This window comes from Pseudomonas sp. TS_SC_3, from assembly GCF_056156225.1.
The window spans coordinates 3364233-3383719 of the sequence record NZ_CM149586.1; the positions used below are offsets into that span (position 1 = coordinate 3364233).

Here is a 19487-nt window from a genome sequence, read left to right on the forward strand (position 1 = left end):
CACAACCCGGTTGGGGGCGCTGGCGAAGTATGGCCGCAATTCTATGCGCACAACAGACTAGTAACTAAATATTTTTTGTTCACAAAACAACATTAACATGTAGACAATCGTTACGCCTAGCCGTGCTTTAGCCCGTGCCACAGAATCGGATCAATAGTTGGTTCCATTGAAGACAGCCGCTATGCTTGGCTGCATCTCAATGGATAAAGACTATGACCCTCACTGAACTGCGCTACATAGTCACCCTCGCTCAGGAACAGCACTTCGGCCGCGCCGCCGAACGCTGTCACGTCAGCCAGCCGACGCTGTCAGTTGGCGTGAAGAAGCTCGAAGATGAACTGGGTGTGCTGATCTTTGAGCGCAGCAAGAGTGCTGTGCGTCTGACGCCTGTCGGCGAGGGCATTGTCACCCAAGCGCAGAAGGTGCTGGAGCAGGCCCAGAGCATCCGTGAACTGGCCCAGGCTGGCAAAAACCAGATGGCGGCGCCGCTAAAAATCGGCGCGATTTATACGGTTGGCCCCTACCTCTTTCCTCATCTGATTCCGCAGTTGCACCGGGTCGCGCCGGACATGCCGCTGTATATCGAGGAAAACTTCACCCACGTGCTACGCGACAAGCTGCGTAACGGTGAGCTGGACGCGATCATCATCGCCCTGCCGTTCCATGAGGCCGATGTGCTGACCAAGCCGCTGTACGACGAGCCGTTCTACGCCCTGCTCCCGGCCGGCCACCCGTGGACCGCGATGAAAACCATCGACAGCAAACTGCTGAATGACAAAAGCCTGCTGTTACTGGGCGAAGGTCACTGCTTCCGCGACCAGGTGCTGGAAGCCTGCCCCACCCTGCGTAAGGGAGGTGAAGACAGCGCCAAACACACCACCGTGGAATCCAGCTCGCTGGAAACCATCCGCCACATGGTTGCCTCAGGCCTTGGCGTGTCGATCCTGCCGTTCTCTGCAGTCGACAGCCACCATTACGCCCCCGGGATCATTGAAGTGCGCCCACTCAGCGCGCCGGCGCCGTTCCGCACCGTTGCTATCGCTTGGCGCGCCAGCTTCCCGCGGCCGAATGCCATTGAAGTGCTGACCGACTCTATCCGCCTGTGTTCGGTGGCCAAACCACTGCCCAAGAGCAGCTAAAACAGACTATGACCGAACTGGCCGCGGTTTCTGTCACCGCGCTGAAAGGCGTGGGTGCAGCCCTGGCTGAAAAACTGGCCAAGGTCGGCCTGGAAACCCTGCAGGACGTGCTGTTCCACTTGCCGCTGCGCTATCAGGACCGCACCCGCATTGTACCGATTGGTGCGCTGCGCCCTGGGCAAGACGCGGTGGTGGAGGGCATCGTCACCGGCGCCGATGTGGTCATGGGGCGACGGCGCAGCCTGTTGGTGCGCCTGCAGGACGGCAGCGGCACGCTGTCTTTGCGCTTCTACCACTTCAGTCAGGCGCAAAAAGAAGGCCTTAAACGCGGCACCCAGGTGCGCTGCTACGGCGAGGTGCGCCCTGGTTCATCGGGTCTGGAGATTTATCACCCGGAATACCGCGCGCTGTCTGGTAACGAACCGATTGCCGTGGAGCAAACACTTACACCGATTTACCCCACCACCGAAGGCCTGACCCAGCAACGCCTGCGCCAGCTCAGTGAACAAGCCCTGGCGCGCCTCGGCCCGCACAGCCTGCCGGATTGGCTGCCGCGCGAACTGGCCGACGATTACCAGCTCAGCCCGCTCGACCAAGCCATCCGTTACCTGCACCGGCCGCCGCCCGATGCCGATCTGGAAGAACTCGCCGAAGGCCGCCACTGGGCGCAACACCGCCTGGCTTTCGAGGAATTGCTGACCCACCAATTGTCCCTGCAACGCCTACGCGAAAGTGTAAGGGCGCAACAGGCACCGGCCATGCCCCCGGCGCAAAGGCTGCCGCAGCAGTACCTGGCGAATCTGGGCTTTACCCCCACCGGCGCGCAACAGCGGGTCGGCGCAGAAATCGCCTACGACCTCAGCCAACACGAACCCATGCTGCGTCTGGTGCAAGGTGATGTAGGGGCCGGCAAAACGGTGGTTGCGGCCTTTGCTGCGCTGCAAGCGCTGGAAGCCGGTTATCAGGTGGCGCTGATGGCGCCGACCGAAATTCTTGCCGAGCAGCACTTCATCAATTTCAGTAAATGGCTCGCCCCGTTGGGCCTGGACGTCGCCTGGCTAGCTGGCAAGCTCAAGGGCAAAGCTCGCGCCAGCGCCTTGGAACACATCGCTGGCGGTGCGCCGATGGTAGTTGGCACCCACGCACTGTTTCAGGATGAAGTGCGCTTTGCCAAGCTGGCGCTGGTGATCATCGATGAGCAGCACCGCTTCGGCGTGCAGCAACGTCTAGCCTTACGGCAGAAAGGCATTGGCGGGCGTATGTGCCCGCACCAGCTGATCATGACCGCCACCCCGATCCCGCGAACCCTGGCAATGAGCGCCTACGCCGACCTCGACACCTCGATTCTCGATGAGCTGCCGCCCGGCCGCACCCCGGTGAACACCCTGGTAATTGCCGGCAGCCGCCGTCTGGAAGTGGTCGAGCGCGTGCGCCTGGCCTGCAATGAAGGGCGGCAGGCTTATTGGGTGTGCACGCTGATTGAAGAATCTGAAGAGTTAACCTGCCAGGCCGCCGAAACCACCTTCGCCGACCTGACCGCGGCGCTGGGCGGGCTAAATGTTGGGCTCATCCACGGGCGTATGAAGCCCGCAGAAAAAGCGGCGGTGATGGATCAGTTCAAACAGGGGCGGCTGCAATTATTGGTCGCCACCACGGTGATCGAAGTGGGTGTGGACGTGCCTAACGCCAGCTTGATGATCATCGAGAACCCAGAGCGCCTGGGCCTGGCGCAGCTGCACCAGCTACGTGGCCGGGTGGGCCGTGGCAGTGCAGCCAGCCATTGTTTGTTGCTCTATCACGCACCGTTATCGCAACTGGGCAGGCAGCGCTTGGCCATCATGCGTGAAACCTGCGACGGCTTCGTCATCGCCGAAAAAGATTTGGAACTGCGCGGCCCCGGCGAGATGCTCGGCACCCGCCAGACGGGCCTGCTGCAATTTAAAGTCGCCGACCTGATGCGCGATGCCGACCTGCTACCCGCAGTCCGCGATGCAGCACAGAGGCTGCTGGAACACTGGCCGCAGCACGCCAGCCCGCTACTTGAACGCTGGTTACGCCACGGTCAACAATACGGGCAGGTGTGATCCAGCGCACAAGACAAACGCTACCTGCGCCGCATTTTCACCGGCTCGCTGTTTATACTCGAAGCACTGCTGCCTCTTTCGGATACCGCCATGACTGAACTTGCCCTTGCTAACGACACCGTTGCGCGCCCACCAGCGGTGATTTTGCAGTTGCTGGAAAAGCTCGGCCTGGCCTACCAAGTCTGCCGCGACCAACCCAGCCTGCCCGCCGCACAGCGCGTACAAGCCGTGTTGCTGGATGATGCCGTGGGCGCGCTGTTAGTACTCTTTGCGCAGAACCAGTTGCTGGATCTCAATCGCCTCAGTGAGCTGACCGGCCGCCAACTGACGGCGGTGAAACCAGAGCGTTTAGCGCGCATGCTCGACAAGCACAGCCTGAAAGTGCTGCCCGGGCTGCCACCACTGACCAGCTCACCCTGCCTGTATGACGAACGCTTGCTGCAGGCGCCCAGCCTGTATATCGAATCCGGCCAACCCGACGTGCTGCTGGAGCTGACCAGCGAGGCCTTCAAGAACCTGCTGAGCAAAGCCAGCGCCGCGCGCTTTGGTGAGCCGCTGAGCAATATCCGCCTGAACCTCGACCGCCCAGACGACGACCGCGCGGAAATCACCCTGGCGGTGCAAGCCTTTACCGCACGGCGCATTCAGCAGCGCCTGGAAGAAACCATCGAAATCCCCCCCCTGCCGGAAACTGCGCAAAAAATCATCAAATTGCGCGTCGACCCGGAAGCCACGGTCGATGACATCACCGGCGTGGTCGAAACCGATCCAGCCCTGGCCGCCCAGGTGGTCAGCTGGGCCGCCTCACCTTATTACGCCGCCCCCGGTAAGATCCGCTCGGTGGAAGATGCCATCGTCCGCGTACTCGGCTTTGATCTGGTGATCAACCTGGCCCTCGGCCTGGCGCTGGGTAAAACCCTGAGCCTGCCCAAGGACCAACCGCAACAGGCCACGCCGTACTGGCAGCAGGCGATCTACAGCGCGGCGGTGATTGAGGGCCTGACCCGCGCCATCCCGCGCGCGCAACGCCCGGAGGCGGGCCTGACCTACCTGGCAGGCTTGCTGCACAACTTCGGTTACTTGGTACTGGCGCATGTCTTCCCGCCGCATTTTTCGTTGATTTGCCGGCACCTGGAGGTCAACCCACACCTGTCGCACAGCTATATCGAGCAACATCTGCTCGGCATCAGCCGTGAGCAGATCGGGGCCTGGCTGATGCGCTACTGGGACATGCCGGAAGAGCTGACCAGCGCGCTGCGCTTCCAGCATGACCCCGACTACGTCGGCGCGCATTCGGTGTACCCAAACCTGGTTTGCCTATCGGTTAGCCTGCTGCGAAACCGTGGCATCGGTAACGGCCCGCAGAGCGAAATCCCGCAAAGCCTGTTCGACAACCTCGGGATCAGCCGCGACAAAGCGGAGGAAGCCGTGAGCAAGGTGCTCGCCGCCGAGGTCGCGCTGCGTGAACTGGCTGGGCAATTCCACCCGGCGCACTAACGCGGCAGAACGCACAAAGGGGCCTACGGGCCCCTTTGTCGTTTCAGTCACATGACTATGGTTTTAATTGTGCACGCCGCGCGGCGAACAGCTCAGGCAGGACCTGCACGCTGTGATCAAGCAACTGGGCCACAGCGGGCTGCTCATAAAGGGCAGCGTACTCAGCCAGTTTCTCACTCGGTATCTGCCGGTAGGCGTACAGCATAAAAGACTCCACCGCCTCGGTACTGGAGGCGCGCAGCGCGTCTTCCTGGGCCTTGGTCTGACTGCTCAGGGCGTCCTCGTCGATGCTTTCGCCACGGCTCTGCAAAGCCAGAAGCGCCTGTGTCTTACCCACTTCGTAACGCAACAGAGTGGCCAGCCTGGAGGTGTGTGCAGCGGCATCGAGACGCCGCACCAGGGCCAGACGCGCCTCACGCGGCGGGCGCTTGGCCAGTTGTTGCCGATAAGCCGCCAGACCTTCCGCGCCACCCTCACCAACCGAGCGCTCGGCGGCGGTAAAGCTTTGCGCCAGTGGGCTTTCCAGCAGGCTCTGGGCCTGTTGCAGCTGGCTTTGGTCGAGCTGGCTGGTCAGCCGTTGGGCCAAATCGAGACACAGACTATCGGCGGCAAATACCTTAGCCTGCTGCGTTTGCTGTTTATCGCTCAGACCACGCTGCAGCAGCGGCGCGCTCTGTTCGCAGAGCAAGCGAATGCCGGCCAGCTCGAATAACGGCGTAAAGGCTTCGGCTTTGGGAGGCGCGGCATGGGCAAGGGAGGTGGTAAACAGCAGGGCAATCAGCAGCTGACGCATGGGCAAACTCTCACTAGGGCTTTGTTCAGCCTAGCGAATGCGGTGCGCGCAGGCCAGCTTAGGCGCACACCGCGACAGATCAGGCAGCTTTTTTGGCCGCGTTTTTCTTCTTCGGCATCAGGTATTTGGTCAGCCCTTGGAACCAGATCACCAGCGCCGGGTTGCCCTGGATCTGGATGTCCTTGTTCTGAATACCCTGCATAAAGGCCAGCTGCTTGTTCTTCGCGCTCATGGTGGCAAAACCATAGGCCGCATCCTTAAAGCCAAGGGCAAACGCCGGCTCGCTGACGGGGCCACGCTTGCTGGTGATGCGCTGGTCTTTGACGATGAAATGACGGGCCACTTTGCCGTCCAGGGTGTGCAGTTGAAAGACCATGTCACGCCCGACCAGCTGTTTCTGGAATTCAGGATTTTCACGGCTGGCCCTGCTCATCAGACGGCCCAGCATCCACAGAAGAAAACGGAATTTCATGCGCAAGGCCTCACAGAGAATAGGGAAAAGGCGGCGCATTGTAGCGGTTTGCGGCGAGGACTACAGCCGGCTAAAAGGGAGCGAGAACACGCTGGCCGGAGTGGTGCAGCCCGAAGCCAAAGGCTCCGGGCCTGAGGACTCAGTTGACCGCATCTTTCAGGGACTTGCCCGGCTTGAAGGCAACGGTGTTGCTGGCCTTGATCTTGACCGGCTCGCCGGTTTGCGGGTTTTTACCGGTGCGAGCGCCGCGGTGGCGTTGCACAAACGTACCGAAGCCCACCAGGGTCACGCTGTCCTTGCGGTTCAGGGCGTGGGTGATTTCTTCAAGTACTGCATTAAGTACACGGCTTGCCTGATCTTTGGTCAGATCCGCCTTATCGGCGATGGCGGCGACGAGTTCCGGTTTACGCATAAATGCCTCTTTACGGTTTATTGTTGTTGTGTCCGGGCTGCTCTGCGCGAGCAGATACCAAGGCGCGGCAGCAGCTCTAGGCTGCGGCGGGCCGGGTGAGAATGGCATGCCATTGGGCCCTGCGCCAGTCTTGCCCGACAGTTAAACCGGGCAACTTTGTGGCATATCGGACAGAACCACCGCTATTCAGGCCAACAGTGCGGGCAACTGCTTATTCAGGGCCAATTTTTCCTGCACAGCCGTACCGGTGAGCGCATAGCCCAGCAATGCACCATGGCTGTCGTGGCAGAGTGCTTTGATATCGGCGCCGCTGCCCTCAACGCGCCACTCGCCGTGCAGCCCGCGCGGTGGCGGCGAGACCACTAGCGGGCAGACCGGGGTTTTCACCGTTACAGGCATTGGCCCGTAGGTCACCACCGTCGGGGTACCGGCCAGGGTTTGTGCCAAGGCGCGGGCACTGGTCATCAGCGGCATGACATAAAGCAGATTGAGCCCATCGACTTCGGCGCAGTCGCCCAGGGCGTAGATATTGGCGTGCGAGGTGCGCAGCTGACGATCGACCACCACCGCGCGATTGACCGCCAGCCCGGCGGCGGCCGCCAGTTCGATACGCGGGCGCAGACCCACGGCCGAGAGCACCAGATCACAGTCAATCAGCGTGCCGTCAGACAGGTGCGCCTCCAATGCATCGCCTTTGTGGTTCAGACTGGTCAGCACCGGACCGAGGTGAAAGCGCGCGCCAAGCCCTTCGAGGCCAGCTTGCACTGCAGCGGCGGCCGCCGAATGCAGCAGCCCCGGCATCAGCTGCTCGCAGGGCGCGACCAACTCAACCTGATAGCCGCCCAGCATCAGGTCATTGGCAAATTCACAGCCGATCAACCCAACCCCTAGCAGCAACACACGCTGCTTGCCGGCAGCTGCCGCACGAAAACGTGCGTAGTCTTCCAGGTCATTGATCGAGAAGACGGCATCCTGGGCGTCGCCTTGTACCGGCACGCGAATCACTTCAGCGCCCACAGCCAGCACCAGGTCGCGGTACGGCACGGCTTCTTCACCGACCCACAGTTGCTTGTGGCCGGGGTCTATACCGTTGATGCGCGTGTGGGTGCGCACTTCGGCCTTGAGTTGCTCGGCCATGGCCCCCGGCTCGGCCATGCTCAGGCCATCGGCGTCCTTGTTTTTGGCAAAACCGGTGGACAGCATCGGCTTGGAGTACGAGCGGCCGTCGTCAGCGGTAATCAGCAGCAGCGGGGTTTCGCTGTCCAGTTTGCGAAATTCGCGGGCCAGGTTGTAGCCGGCCAGGCCGGTACCGACGATGACGACAGGTGCACTCATGTTGCATTCCTCACAGGCCGTACGCTGCGTGCGGCCGTAATCAATTTTAGGGCTGGCATTCGGCTCAGCCGATTTCGCTCATTTCGCCCCTGCTGGCCGACGCCGCACGCGGGGTCTTTAGTTTGCGCAATCACCACGCAAAACGGCGACCCTCGGGCCGCCGTCTACTGAACGTGGAACCTGTTTCAGATCGCGCGGGCTGGGGCTCGGCCATTGTTAACAGCGGGTCACCGACGCGCAGCCAATCAGAGGCAGGCGCTTAGCCGATTTCGATCATTTCGAAATCCAGCTTACCCACGCCGCAGTCGGGGCACAGCCAGTCTTCGGGGACATCCTGCCACGCCGTACCGGCGGCGATGCCGTCATCAGGCCAGCCCTGGCTTTCGTCGTAAATCAGTCCACAAACCACACATTGCCACTTTTTCATAACGTCCTCTGCTGAATCTCAACGGGCTTGCGCGGGGCACGCTAGCGCAATTGTACAGGCACGCCAAGCCGCCGAACGACGATTGTCATTCAGCGGCTGGCTCAACACAGTTAGAGGCTACCCGCCAATTGGCGGGCAGCGTATGGGGCTCAGGAAACCGCTTGCAGCGGATCGGTGATGCCCAGGATGTAGAAGCTGATCAGGCCGATGATGCCGGCCAGGGTGATGTAGTACAGGGTTGGCAGGATGGTTTTGCGCAAGGTCACCCCTTCACGCCCCAGCAGCCCCACGGTCGCCGAGGCCGCCACCACGTTATGAATGGCGATCATGTTACCGGCCGCCGCGCCCACCGATTGCAGCGCCACCATCAATGCACCCGACACACCGAGTAATTCCGCCGTGTTGAACTGGAACTGCGCCAGCATCAAGTTGGACACGGTGTTGGAGCCGGCAATAAAGGCCCCCAGCGCACCCACTGCAGGCGCGAAGAGCGGGTACACATCGCCGACACTGTCTGCGACCAAGCGCGCCATCGCCACTGGCATCGACACCAGGTCCGAGGCGTTAACCCCCGAGTTGATCAGGATACGCACCATCGGAATGGTGAAGATCAACACGAAGCCCGCCCCCAGCAGGGTTTTGCTCGACTCACCCACCGCCGCCACCAACTCGCTGACGCGCATGCGGTGCAGGAAGAAGGTCATCAGCGATACCACACAGAGCAGGCCGCCGGGCAGGTAGAGCAGCTCCAGAGTACCGGAGACGCCCGTTTCCCCCAGGATGTCCTTCCAGCCAAAACTCAGCGACAGCAACCAGGCCTTCAGGTCCGGAACGGTGCGCGACAACACCAACACCACGGCCAGCAGCACATAGGGTGCCCACGCCATCGGTACGGAAATCGCCTTCTTGCCGGTGAGGTCGTCGAGTTTCATCTCAAGCTTGCCCATCCACTCCGCAGGCCACTCGCTGGCCGGTGCGAAGTCCCAGCTGGTTTTGGGCAGTAAAAAGCCTGCCTTGGCCGCCGGAACCACGATGCTCAGGCCCACCAGAGCACCGATCATCGAGGGGAATTCCGGGCCGAGGAACACACCGGCAGCGGCATACGGAATAACAAAGGCAAGCCCGGTAAAGATCGCAAACGGCGCAATCGCCAGGCCTTCGCGCCAGGATTGGTTCTTGCCGAAGAAGCGGGTCATGATGCTGATCATGATCAGCGGCATGAGAATCCCGCACAGGGCATGGATGATCGCCACGCGCGAGAAGATCAGGTGGAAGAACACCTCCCAGTTGCTACCGACTGCTGTCAGTTGCGCACCGATTCCCGCCTGATCAAGCCCCGCACCAACGCCCACCAAGATCGGCGTACCCACGGCGCCGAAGGACACCGGCGTGGATTGCACCAGCATACCGAGTACCACTGCGGCCATGGCCGGGAAGCCCAGCGCCACCATCAGCGGTGCAACCACCGCCGCCGGTGTGCCGAAGCCCGAAGCGCCCTCGATAAAGCAGCCGAACAGCCAGGCCACAATCAGCGCCTGCACCCGACGGTCAGGGCTGATATTGGCAAAGCCGCGGCGAATCGAGCTGATGCCGCCGGAATGCTTGAGCGTGTTAAGCAGCAGGATGGCACCGAAGACAATCCACAGGATCGCCGCGGTGAGGATAAGACCCTGCAGCGTGGAAGCCAGGACCCGGTTAAATGTCATATCCCAGGCTGTCAGGCCGATCAGCGCCGTCAGTAGGAATACAACAGGCATGGCGTACTTGGCTGGCCAGCGAAAGCCGATCAGCAACACGCCCGCCAGTACCAGCGGCACGAATGCCAAGATGGACAGCAGTGTTTGACTCATGGGTTGGTTCCTTGTTTTTTTTGTGAACCACAGTTTTCCGGGTTACCCCGGCGCCACGCATATGGACCGCAGATTGACTGCGCCCCGTGAGCGGTGCCGGCGAGGACCACTCACCGTCACACTCATGCTCGAAAGCCCCGACGGCCAAAGACCGTCAGGGCGAATGTTGCTGTCTGTGCGCAAGCGGGAGGCTGTCGCGGCTAAAACCCCACTTACGCTACGCGTGCTTAACCCTCCTGTTTGAAACGCAACCGCCAGGCATGCAGCAACGGTTCGGTATAACCACTGGGCTGTTCTAAGCCCTTGAACACCAGATCGCAAGCCGCTTGGAAAGCCATTGAAGCGGCATAGTCGCGTGCCATCGGGCGATACACCGGGTCACTGGCGTTCTGCTGATCCACCACCTTGGCCATACGCTCAAGTGATTCGCGTACTTGCTCAGCGCTGATGACCTTGTGGTGCAGCCAGTTGGCAATGTGCTGGCTGGAGATGCGCAGCGTCGCGCGGTCTTCCATCAGGCCGACGTTGTGGATATCCGGGACCTTGGAGCACCCCACGCCCTGCTCAACCCAGCGCACCACGTAACCGAGGATGCCCTGGCAGTTGTTATCCAATTCTTCCTGAATCTCGCTGGCGCTCCAGTTGGGCTCGGCGGCCACCGGCACGCTGAGCAAACCATTGAGCAGGTCATCACGCTGGCTGTTGAGGTCGATGGTTTCAAGCTCACGCTGCACGGCCTGTACGTCCACCTGATGGTAGTGCATGGCATGCAGGGTGGCGGCCGTCGGAGATGGCACCCAAGCGGTGTTGGCGCCGGCCTTGGGGTGCGCGATTTTTTGCTCCAGCATGGCGGCCATCAGGTCTGGCATGGCCCACATGCCCTTACCAATTTGCGCTCGGCCACGCAGGCCACAGCTCAGACCCACCAACACGTTGTTGCGCTCGTAAGCCTGAATCCAGGCGCTGCCCTTCATGTCACCCTTGCGCAGCATGGCGCCGGCGGCCATGGCGGTGTGCATCTCGTCACCGGTGCGGTCGAGGAAGCCGGTGTTGATAAAGGCCACCCGTGCGCCTGCACTGGCAATGCAGGCTTTGAGGTTGATACTGGTGCGGCGCTCCTCGTCCATAATGCCCATTTTCAGGGTGTGACGCGGCAGCTGCAGCAAGTCTTCAATACGGCTGAACAGCTGATCCGCGAAGGCCACTTCAGCCGGGCCGTGCATTTTGGGTTTGACGATGTAGACGCTGCCGGTGCGCGAGTTGCCTTGGCGCTTGAGGTCATGCAGGGCGATCAAGCTGGTCATCACCCCATCCAGAATGCCTTCGGGGATCTCACGGCCTTCACCGTCGAGGATCGCCGGGTTGCTCATCAGGTGGCCGACGTTACGCACGAACAGCAGCGAGCGTCCGTGCAGCTTCAGCGTGGCACCGTCAGCGGCGGTGTATTCGCGGTCCGGGTTGAGGCGACGCACGATGCGCTTACCGCCCTTCTCCAGCTCTTCGCTGAGGTCGCCTTTCATCAAGCCGAGCCAGTTGCGGTAGATCAGCACTTTGTCGTCGGCATCAACCGCTGCCACCGAGTCTTCACAGTCGAGAATGGTCGACAGCGCCGACTCCATCAGCAGGTCCTTGACCCCCGCCGCGTCGGTGGCGCCGATTAGGCTGCTGGCATCAATCTGGATTTCCACGTGCAGGCCGTTGTTCTTTAACAGCACCGCCGTCGGCGCGCTGGCCTCACCTTGGTAACCGACAAACTTATCTGCCTGAGCCAGGCCGCTTTGGCGGCCATCTTTCAGGCTGACCTGCAATTGACCCGCCACCACCTGATAGCCCGTTGAATCGACGTGGGAACCGCTGGCCAGCGGCGCGGCCTGATCGAGGAACGCGCGAGCAAAGGCAATCACCTTATCGCCCCGCACCTGGTTGTAGCCGGGGCCCTTCTGCGCGCCGTCGTCTTCAGCGATGGCGTCGGTGCCGTACAAGGCGTCATACAGCGAACCCCAACGCGCGTTGGCGGCGTTCAGCGCATAGCGCGCATTCATCACCGGCACCACCAACTGCGGGCCGGCCTGGCTGCTGATCTCGCTGTCAACGTTGCCGGTGCTGGCTTGCACGCTGTCCGGTTGCGGCAACAGGTAGCCAATGGACTCAAGAAAGTGGCGGTAAGCCGGCATGTCGCTGATCGGCCCCGGATGCTCACGGTGCCACGTGTCCAGCTGTACCTGCAGGGCATCGCGCTCGGCCAGCAGCGCACGGTTTTGCGGCGCTAAGTCATGCACCAGGGCATCGAAACCGGCCCAGAACGCTTCGCGCTCGATACCGCTGCCCGGCAGCACGTCCTCGTCGACAAACCGTTGCAGGTTAGCGGCCACTTGCAGGCGCTGGCAGTTCACGCGATTGATCATTTTCCATTCTCCTAAAACAGTGCAGATACGGCGCTGGGCGCCCGCGCGGCTCCGTGAAGAACCGCCTGAAAATACAAGTCAGCTGAGTGCAGCAACACCGGCTTTGGCCACTTGGGCGTCTTGCTCCGCCTTGACCCCAGAAACGCCCAATGCGCCGATAACCTGACCGTCAACGATGACCGGCACACCGCCTTCCAGCGACGTCACCAACGGCGCGGACAAAAACGCCGTACGCCCAGCATTGACCATGTCTTCAAAGCCTTTGGTTTCGCGCCGGCCTAACGCGGCGCTGCGGGCTTTTTCGGTGGCAATGTAGGCACCGATCGGCGCGCACCCGTCGAGGCGCTCCAGGGCCAGCGGATGACCGCCGTCGTCGACCACGCTGATGGTCACCGCCCACTGGTTTTTCTCGGCTTCGCTGCGCGCAGCAGCGAGCAGGCGGCTGACTTCGGTTTGGCTCAATACGGCTTTACTAAGCATGCTGTTCTCCGGTTAATTCAAGGCTTCTTCGACGAGTTCGATCCAGTGCCGCACAGGGGTGCGACCGGCGCCGTCGAGGTGGGTTTGGCAGCCGATGTTGGCGGTAACGATGACCTCCGGCTTGCCGCTTTCCAGGGCATTCAATTTGTTGTCGCGCAGCTGCTTGGACAGCTCCGGCTGGGTTAGCGAATAGGTCCCGGCCGAGCCGCAACACAGGTGGCTATCGGGCACCGCCGTCAGGCCAAAGCCGAGGCGCGCAAGCACGGCCTCAACAGCGCCACCGAGCTTCTGGGCATGCTGCAAGGTGCACGGGCAGTGGAACGCCAGGCGCTTGTCGGTGCGCACCCCGAGCTGCTCCAAGGGTTCTGCGCTGAACACCTCAACCAGGTCTTTGGCCAGCGCACTGACACGCTTGGCTTTCTCGGCATAGGCCGGGTCGTGTACCAGCAGGTGGCCGTACTCCTTGACGAAGGCACCGCAACCGCTGGCGGTTTGCACGATGGCCTCCGCGCCCTGCTCAATGGCAGGCCACCAGGCATCAATGTTCTGCCGCGCACGCTGCAAGCCTTGCTCTTGAGCGTTGAGGTGGTAATCCACCGCGCCGCAGCACCCGGCTTCTTGGATCGGCGTGACGCTAATGCCCAGGCGATCGAGCACCCGCGCCGTGGCGGCGTTGGTATTGGGGGCCAGGCCAGGCTGCACGCAGCCCTCAAGCATCAGCACCCGGCGGCTATGACGCGGCTCGGGACGGGGCGTGGCGGCATTGACCGCACGCGGCAATTTGGCCTTGAGGCTGGCCGGCAGCAGCGGACGGAACACCTGGCCGACCTGGGTCAGACTTTTGAATAACCCGGCGTGCGGTACGACGGCGCGCAGGCTCTCGCGCAACACCCGCTGCGCCAGCGGCCGCGGCACGGCGGCATCAACCACGGCGCGGCCAATATCCAGCAGGTTGTGGTACTGCACGCCCGACGGGCAGGTGGTTTCACAGTTGCGGCAGGTCAGGCAGCGGTCCAGGTGCAGCTGGGTCTTGGCGGTGACTTCGTGGCCTTCCAGCACTTGCTTGATCAAGTAGATGCGCCCACGCGGGCCGTCCAACTCGTCACCCAGCAACTGATAGGTCGGGCAGGTGGCGTTGCAGAAGCCGCAATGCACGCAGCTGCGCAGGATGCGTTCAGCTTCCTCGGCGCGCGGCAGTTGCTTGGCCTGTTCACTCAGATTGGTCTGCACGGCTATACCTCGGCGTACATGCGGCCAGGGTTGAAAATACCCTGGGGGTCGAGCTGGGTTTTCAGCTGGCGGTGGTAGCGCAGCAGCGGCGCGGCCAGCGGCTGGAACGGGCTGTCGCAGTGACCGGCGGTGAAGCAAGTGGCGTGGCCACCGACGGCAGCGACGGTTTGCCGGATGAGTGCGGCATCCGCCTCGGACTTCAGCCAGCGCTGCGCGCCGCCCCAGTCAATCAACTGCTCGCCGGGCAGCACCAGCACGCCCGTGTGGCTCGGCACCGACAAGCGCCACAGCGGGCGCGGATCAGCAAAAAAGCCCAGGCGCTGCTCACGCAGGCCCGCCCAATAAGCGCTGTCGAGCAGCTCACCGCCAAGACGTTCACGGGCGGCAGCCACCGAGCCTTCGCCGCCTTCCAGGCGCAGGTGCAATGCGTGGCCGTCATGGCTGGCCGCGCTGAGCGGAATCGGCTGCTGCCCCCACTCGGCAAGTTTTTGCAGGGCTAACGCGGCGTCCATTTCCAGGCGCAGGCTGAGGCACTGGCGCGGCTTGGGCAGCACTTTGAGCGACACCTCGGTAATCACGCCCAGGCAGCCGAAGCTGCCGGCCAGCAGGCGCGACAGGTCGTAGCCGGCGACGTTCTTCATCACCTCGCCACCAAAACGTAGGTGCTTGCCGGTGCCGGTGATTAAACGGGCACCCAGAACCAGGTCGCGTACCGCACCGGACCAAGGCCGACGTGGCCCCGACAGGCCAGCAGCAACCATGCCGCCGAGGGTGGCGACGCCGCCGAATTGCGCTGGTTCGCAGGTGAGCATCTGCCCCGCCTCGTCCAATGCGGCGTCTAATTCCGCTAGCGGCGTACCGGCGCGGGCGGTGATTACCAGTTCGGTCGGGTCGTAGCTGACGATGCCACGGTGGGCGCGGGTATCGAGCACGTCGCCCGCAACCTTGCGGCCGAGAAATGCCTTGCTGTTGCCGCCCTGAATGCGCAGTGCGCTGGCGCTGTTGAGGGCGTGATTGACTTGTTCCAGCAGCGCCGCACTGGCATCTGCGTCGTGGCGCATAACCATTAGAAGCGCTCCAGTTCAGGGAAAGGCAGCTTGCCGTGGTGCACGTGCATGGCGCCGAATTCGGCGCAGCGGTGCAGGGTCGGAATGTTTTTGCCGGGGTTGAGCAGGCCGCTTGGATCGAAGGCCGCTTTCACCGCATGGAACAACGTCAGCTCGTCACTGTTGAACTGGGAACACATCTGATTGATCTTCTCGCGGCCCACGCCGTGCTCGCCGGTGATGCTGCCGCCGACTTTGACGCAGAGTTCAAGGATCTTGCCGCCCAGGGTCTCGGCACGCTCCAGCTCGCCGGGTTGGTTGGCATCAAACAAAATCAGTGGGTGCATGTTGCCGTCACCGGCATGGAACACATTGGCCACGCGCAGGCCGAATTCTTCGGAGAGGTCGCTGATGCCCTTGAGTACACCCGGCAGCTCGCGGCGCGGGATGGTGCCGTCCATGCAGTAATAATCCGGCGAGAGGCGCCCAACCGCCGGGAAGGCGTTCTTGCGCCCAGCCCAAAACCTGACGCGCTCCGCCTCATCGCGGGCCAGACGCACCTCGGTCGCACCGGCCTTGCTCAACACGGCGCTGACACGCTCACATTCGTCATGTACGTCGGCTTCCACCCCGTCCAACTCACAGAGCAGAATGGCCTCGGCATCCACCGGATAGCCGGCGTGAATAAAATCTTCGGCGGCGCGAATCGCCAGGTTATCCATCATCTCCAAACCACCGGGGATGATGCCGGCCGCAATGATTTCCCCCACCGCGCGCCCGGCCTTCTCCACTGAGTCAAAGCTGGCCAACAGCACTTTGGCCACCTGCGGCTTAGGCAGCAGTTTGACCGTCACTTCAGTGATGATGCCGAGCATGCCTTCGGAGCCGGTAAACAGCGCGAGCAGGTCAAAGCCCGGTGAATCGAGGGCATCACTGCCGAGGGTCATGCGTTCGCCTTCGACGGTAAGAATTTCCACCTTGAGCAGGTTGTGCACGGTCAGGCCGTATTTCAGGCAGTGCACACCGCCGGCGTTCTCGGCCACGTTACCGCCGATTGAGCAGGCGATTTGCGAGGACGGGTCCGGGGCGTAATACAGCTCGTAAGGCGCAGCGGCCTGAGAAATGGCTAGGTTGCGCACACCTGGCTGGACCCGGGCAAAACGCCCTTCGGGGTTCACTTCAAGAATGTGTTTGAAGCGCGCCATCACCAGCAAAATGCCTTGCGCCAGCGGCAACGCCCCGCCCGACAGCCCGGTGCCGGCACCACGCGCCACCACGGGCACATTGCGCTGGTAGCAGAGCTTGAGCAGACGCTCGACTTGCTCAATGCGCTCAGGCAGCACCACCAGCATCGGCGTAGTGGTGTACGCAGAAAGCCCGTCGCACTCGTAGGGTTTGAGGTCTTCCTGGGTGTGCAGCACGTCCATATCGGGCAGCTGCTCACGCAACTCAGCCAACAGGGCTGCCTTATCGACCTTGGGCAGCGCCCCATCAACGCGCTCGTCGTACAGAATACTCATGGCAGGCTTTCTCGCGTGACGTTGTTTTTTGTGCGCGCCGGCGGCAAGCCGACTGCTTGTTGTGAACTATGTGTAGAGCGTTGCAGGACCAGCGTCTATGCTTGAACACACTGGTACGACCAGTTTGTTTAAGCCGCTCTCCAACCAACATCCGCCAGAGGCCTTACCAATAAAGGGATTACCACTTATATTGGTAAGCCCATAATCGAACCATTGAAACTGGTACTACCAGTTAGCCGAGGCGCTTAGCATGCTCGAAGAAACCCCTGCTATTCGTCGCCAGGTCAGTGATGTCGTGGCCGAGCGGATTGAGCGATTGATCGTGGATGGCGTACTCAAGGTCGGCCAGGCGCTACCGTCCGAACGACGCCTGTGCGAGAAGCTGGGGATATCCCGTTCGGCTTTGCGTGAAGGGCTGAAAGTGCTGCGCGGCCGCGGCATTATCGAAACGGCCCAGGGCCGCGACTCACGGGTGGCGACGCTGAACGGCCCGCGCGATACCAGCCCGCTGATGCACCTGTTCAACTCGCAGCCGCGCACCCTTTTTGACCTGCTGGAGGTGCGCGCCCTGCTCGAAGGCGAATCAGCACGCCTGGCGGCCTTACGCGGCACCGAGGCGGACTTTGTTCTGCTGACCCGCCGCTATGAGGAAATGCTCGCCGCCCACAGCCAGGCCGTGCCGGTTGATCCACGCGAGCATGCCCGCCTCGACCACGCCTTCCACCTGGCAGTCTGCGAGGCGTCGCATAACCCGGTGTTGCTGCACACCCTGCAATCGTTGACCGACCTGATGCTCAGCACGGTGTTTGCCTCGGTTAATAACCTCTACCACCGTCCCATCCAAAAACGCCAGATCGACCGCCAGCACACCCGGCTCTACCACGCGGTCATCGAGCGCTTGCCCGAGCAGGCTCAACGCGCAGCGCGTGAACACATCCACAGCATCCGCGACAACCTCAAGGAGATCGAACAGGAAGAACAGCGCCTGGTGCGCGCAGCCATGCGCCTTGAGGGCTGGACGTAGCCGTGAGCGCGGCCCGCCCAGCGGCCGTTGGGCATTTGCTACACTCGCGCCCTTTCATTCGCCGTGACCGACAACCGTGCCCACTCGCCCCGCTGCTGATAGCCCCAACTGGCTGACCGCCCACCAATTGCAACCGACACCGGCAGCAGGCGTTTACAGCTGGCTGTTTATTAACCAAGACTCGCTGACCCAACGGCTGATCGAGTTATCTGCCGATCATTTCAGCGTTGTCCCGCTTAACCAGGGCTGGCAGCCGCTGCGCCGTGATGAATGCGCCGCGCTCAACGTCGCCGAAGGCAGCCAGGGCTGGGTGCGGGAAGTGTTCCTGCGCGGCCGTGCACAGCCTTGGGTGTTCGCCCGCAGCGTGGCGGCGCGCAGCGCACTGGAGCAGGCGGGCATGAGCCTGGAGCAACTCGGCAGTCGCTCCCTTGGCGAATTACTCTTCAGCGACCGCGCCTTCGCACGCGGCCCCTTGCAGGCATGTCACTACCCCGCCCACTGGCTACCACTTGGCGTGCGCGCCGAAGCCCTGTGGGCACGCCGCTCCTGTTTCAGTCGTGGCGCGCTTAACGTGCTGGTGGCCGAGGTGTTCTTGCCGCCCTTTTGGGTCGCCGTTGGCATAGAACCCTAGGGCGTATCGCGCGCATCCGGGCAACAGGGCAAGCAGAAGGCGGATGAAACAGCGTGATCCGTCCTGCACCCACCTTCCCAGCTACCGACTCCGTATAATCCGCGCAACCCGCACGGAGACATACCGATGTATACCCGCCTGCTGCACTCACTCAATCGCCTGCACCCGCGTGCCTGGGACTTTATCCAGTTGATGCGCCTGGAAAAGCCCATCGGCATCTACCTGCTGCTGTGGCCAACCCTGTGGGCCTTGTGGGTCGCCGCAGAAGGCGTACCGAGTGCGAAGAACCTGTTTATCTTCGTCGCAGGCGTGTTGCTGATGCGCGCCGCCGGTTGTGTGATCAACGATTACGCCGACCGCAACTTCGACGGTCACGTCAACCGCACCAAAGCGCGGCCACTGGCCAGTGGCAAGGTCAAACCGCGTGAAGCGCTGATGCTGTTCGCCGTGCTGGTGGCGGCCAGCTTTGTGCTGGTGCTGTTTACCAACGCCACCACCATCTGGCTGTCATTCGGCGGCCTGGCGCTGGCCGCCTGCTACCCCTTTATGAAGCGCTACACCTTTTACCCGCAGGTGGTGTTGGGGGCCGCGTTTTCTTGGGGCATGCCGATGGCCTTTACCGCCGAAACCGGCGGCCTGCCGCCAGAAGCCTGGTTGCTGTATATCGCCAACCTGCTGTGGACAGTGGCCTATGACACCTATTACGCCATGGCTGACCGCGAGGATGACCTGAAGATCGGCGTGCGCTCCACCGCCATTTTGTTCGGCGATGCCGACCGCCTGATCATCGTCATCCTCCAGGGGCTGGCCCTGCTGTGCCTGCTGCTGGCGGCGGCGCGTTTCGAGCTGGGCCTGTATTTCCACCTGGGCTTGCTCGCCGCCGCCGCCTGCTTTGCCTGGGAGTACCACCAAACCCGCAATCGCAAGCCGATGGCCTGCTTCAATGCTTTTTTGCACAACCACTGGGCCGGCTTGGCCATCTTTATTGGCCTGGTGCTCGACTACGCTCTACGCGGGTAAGCGGGTTAGCCGTAACGCGCGGCAGGAAAGCGACGCGGCACGCCCGCCTGCAGGGCGTGCTCTATGAGCCGCGCCGCGTGACTGTCATATGACTGCAATAATTCCGTTATCTAATGCAGCAC

At 62.1% G+C, this 19487-nt stretch carries 17 protein-coding genes; 6 read left to right on the forward strand and 11 right to left on the reverse strand.

The genetic code is table 11. From position 1 onward, the window contains the following. Positions 1-212 precede the first annotated feature (212 nt). From AC0J6G_RS15845 to AC0J6G_RS15855, 3 genes are all read left to right on the forward strand, one after another. Positions 213-1139 (forward strand): hydrogen peroxide-inducible genes activator, encoded by a 927-nt coding sequence (locus AC0J6G_RS15845; protein WP_475249302.1) that lies wholly within the window; start codon positions 213-215, stop codon positions 1137-1139. An 8-nt stretch (positions 1140-1147) separates the two neighbouring features. Beyond that, a complete protein-coding gene (gene recG, locus AC0J6G_RS15850; protein WP_475249304.1) occupies positions 1148-3223 on the forward strand; it encodes an ATP-dependent DNA helicase RecG in 2076 nt (691 codons plus the stop codon). 90 nt (positions 3224-3313) lie between these two features. Beyond that, positions 3314-4720 carry an aminoacyl-tRNA deacylase and HDOD domain-containing protein gene (locus tag AC0J6G_RS15855; RefSeq protein WP_475249306.1) on the forward strand — a complete coding sequence of 469 codons (1407 nt, stop codon included), beginning with the start codon at positions 3314-3316 and terminating at the stop codon, positions 4718-4720. 55 nt (positions 4721-4775) lie between these two features. Here the strand turns inward: AC0J6G_RS15855 and AC0J6G_RS15860 are convergent, their stop codons facing one another. The 11 genes from AC0J6G_RS15860 to glcD form a co-directional block, all read right to left on the reverse strand. Next, a complete protein-coding gene (locus AC0J6G_RS15860; protein ID WP_475249308.1) occupies positions 4776-5513 on the reverse strand; it encodes a hypothetical protein in 738 nt (245 codons plus the stop codon). Between the two features lie 79 nt (positions 5514-5592). Beyond that, entirely contained in the window at positions 5593-5985 is a 393-nt protein-coding gene (locus tag AC0J6G_RS15865) for a helicase (RefSeq protein WP_475249310.1), read from the reverse strand. Between the two features lie 139 nt (positions 5986-6124). Beyond that, positions 6125-6397 carry an HU family DNA-binding protein gene (locus AC0J6G_RS15870; protein WP_475249312.1) on the reverse strand — a complete coding sequence of 91 codons (273 nt, stop codon included), beginning with the start codon at positions 6395-6397 and terminating at the stop codon, positions 6125-6127. Positions 6398-6583: 186 nt separating this feature from the next. Next, positions 6584-7732: an NAD(P)/FAD-dependent oxidoreductase gene (locus tag AC0J6G_RS15875; RefSeq protein WP_475249314.1), complete on the reverse strand. Its 1149-nt coding sequence runs from the start codon at positions 7730-7732 to the stop codon at positions 6584-6586. A gap of 259 nt (positions 7733-7991) precedes the next feature. Next, positions 7992-8159: a rubredoxin gene (locus AC0J6G_RS15880; protein ID WP_475249316.1), complete on the reverse strand. Its 168-nt coding sequence runs from the start codon at positions 8157-8159 to the stop codon at positions 7992-7994. Positions 8160-8308: 149 nt separating this feature from the next. Next, on the reverse strand, positions 8309-10009 hold the full coding sequence (locus AC0J6G_RS15885; protein ID WP_475249318.1) for an L-lactate permease: 1701 nt from the start codon (positions 10007-10009) through the stop codon (positions 8309-8311). Between the two features lie 227 nt (positions 10010-10236). Next, positions 10237-12414, reverse strand: a complete 2178-nt coding sequence (locus AC0J6G_RS15890; protein ID WP_475249320.1) for a malate synthase G — start codon at positions 12412-12414, stop codon at positions 10237-10239. 78 nt (positions 12415-12492) lie between these two features. Continuing rightward, entirely contained in the window at positions 12493-12894 is a 402-nt protein-coding gene (locus tag AC0J6G_RS15895) for a heme-binding protein (RefSeq protein ID WP_475249322.1), read from the reverse strand. 12 nt (positions 12895-12906) lie between these two features. After that, on the reverse strand, positions 12907-14124 hold the full coding sequence (glcF, locus tag AC0J6G_RS15900; RefSeq protein ID WP_475249324.1) for a glycolate oxidase subunit GlcF: 1218 nt from the start codon (positions 14122-14124) through the stop codon (positions 12907-12909). 2 nt (positions 14125-14126) lie between these two features. Next, a complete protein-coding gene (gene glcE / locus AC0J6G_RS15905; RefSeq protein WP_475253791.1) occupies positions 14127-15185 on the reverse strand; it encodes a glycolate oxidase subunit GlcE in 1059 nt (352 codons plus the stop codon). A 5-nt stretch (positions 15186-15190) separates the two neighbouring features. Then, positions 15191-16690, reverse strand: a complete 1500-nt coding sequence (gene glcD, locus AC0J6G_RS15910) for a glycolate oxidase subunit GlcD (RefSeq protein ID WP_475249326.1) — start codon at positions 16688-16690, stop codon at positions 15191-15193. A gap of 250 nt (positions 16691-16940) precedes the next feature. Here glcD and glcC point away from each other — a divergent pair, with 250 nt between their 5' ends. The 3 genes from glcC to ubiA all read left to right on the forward strand — a co-directional run bounded on the left by glcC (position 16941) and on the right by ubiA (position 19365). Beyond that, complete coding sequence (gene glcC, locus AC0J6G_RS15915; RefSeq protein ID WP_475249328.1) at positions 16941-17714, forward strand: transcriptional regulator GlcC; 774 nt, start codon at positions 16941-16943, stop codon at positions 17712-17714. 76 nt (positions 17715-17790) lie between these two features. Next, a complete protein-coding gene (locus AC0J6G_RS15920) occupies positions 17791-18345 on the forward strand; it encodes a chorismate--pyruvate lyase family protein (protein WP_475249330.1) in 555 nt (184 codons plus the stop codon). A gap of 126 nt (positions 18346-18471) precedes the next feature. Next, on the forward strand, positions 18472-19365 hold the full coding sequence (gene ubiA, locus AC0J6G_RS15925; RefSeq protein WP_475249332.1) for a 4-hydroxybenzoate octaprenyltransferase: 894 nt from the start codon (positions 18472-18474) through the stop codon (positions 19363-19365). The last annotated feature ends 122 nt before the right edge of the window (positions 19366-19487 follow it).

Bases quoted from the DNA above. Each gene is read 5' to 3' on its own strand.
- AC0J6G_RS15845 (WP_475249302.1), top strand. From the start codon at position 213: ATGACCCTCACTGAACTGCGCTACATAGTCACCCTCGCTCAGGAACAG.
- recG (WP_475249304.1), top strand. From the start codon at position 1,148: ATGACCGAACTGGCCGCGGTTTCTGTCACCGCGCTGAAAGGCGTGGGT.
- AC0J6G_RS15855 (WP_475249306.1), top strand. From the start codon at position 3,314: ATGACTGAACTTGCCCTTGCTAACGACACCGTTGCGCGCCCACCAGCG.
- AC0J6G_RS15860 (WP_475249308.1), bottom strand. From the start codon at position 5,513: ATGCGTCAGCTGCTGATTGCCCTGCTGTTTACCACCTCCCTTGCCCAT.
- AC0J6G_RS15865 (WP_475249310.1), bottom strand. From the start codon at position 5,985: ATGAAATTCCGTTTTCTTCTGTGGATGCTGGGCCGTCTGATGAGCAGG.
- AC0J6G_RS15870 (WP_475249312.1), bottom strand. From the start codon at position 6,397: ATGCGTAAACCGGAACTCGTCGCCGCCATCGCCGATAAGGCGGATCTG.
- AC0J6G_RS15875 (WP_475249314.1), bottom strand. From the start codon at position 7,732: ATGAGTGCACCTGTCGTCATCGTCGGTACCGGCCTGGCCGGCTACAAC.
- AC0J6G_RS15880 (WP_475249316.1), bottom strand. From the start codon at position 8,159: ATGAAAAAGTGGCAATGTGTGGTTTGTGGACTGATTTACGACGAAAGC.
- AC0J6G_RS15885 (WP_475249318.1), bottom strand. From the start codon at position 10,009: ATGAGTCAAACACTGCTGTCCATCTTGGCATTCGTGCCGCTGGTACTG.
- AC0J6G_RS15890 (WP_475249320.1), bottom strand. From the start codon at position 12,414: ATGATCAATCGCGTGAACTGCCAGCGCCTGCAAGTGGCCGCTAACCTG.
- AC0J6G_RS15895 (WP_475249322.1), bottom strand. From the start codon at position 12,894: ATGCTTAGTAAAGCCGTATTGAGCCAAACCGAAGTCAGCCGCCTGCTC.
- glcE (WP_475253791.1), bottom strand. From the start codon at position 15,185: ATGCGCCACGACGCAGATGCCAGTGCGGCGCTGCTGGAACAAGTCAAT.
- glcD (WP_475249326.1), bottom strand. From the start codon at position 16,690: ATGAGTATTCTGTACGACGAGCGCGTTGATGGGGCGCTGCCCAAGGTC.
- glcC (WP_475249328.1), top strand. From the start codon at position 16,941: ATGCTCGAAGAAACCCCTGCTATTCGTCGCCAGGTCAGTGATGTCGTG.
- ubiA (WP_475249332.1), top strand. From the start codon at position 18,472: ATGTATACCCGCCTGCTGCACTCACTCAATCGCCTGCACCCGCGTGCC.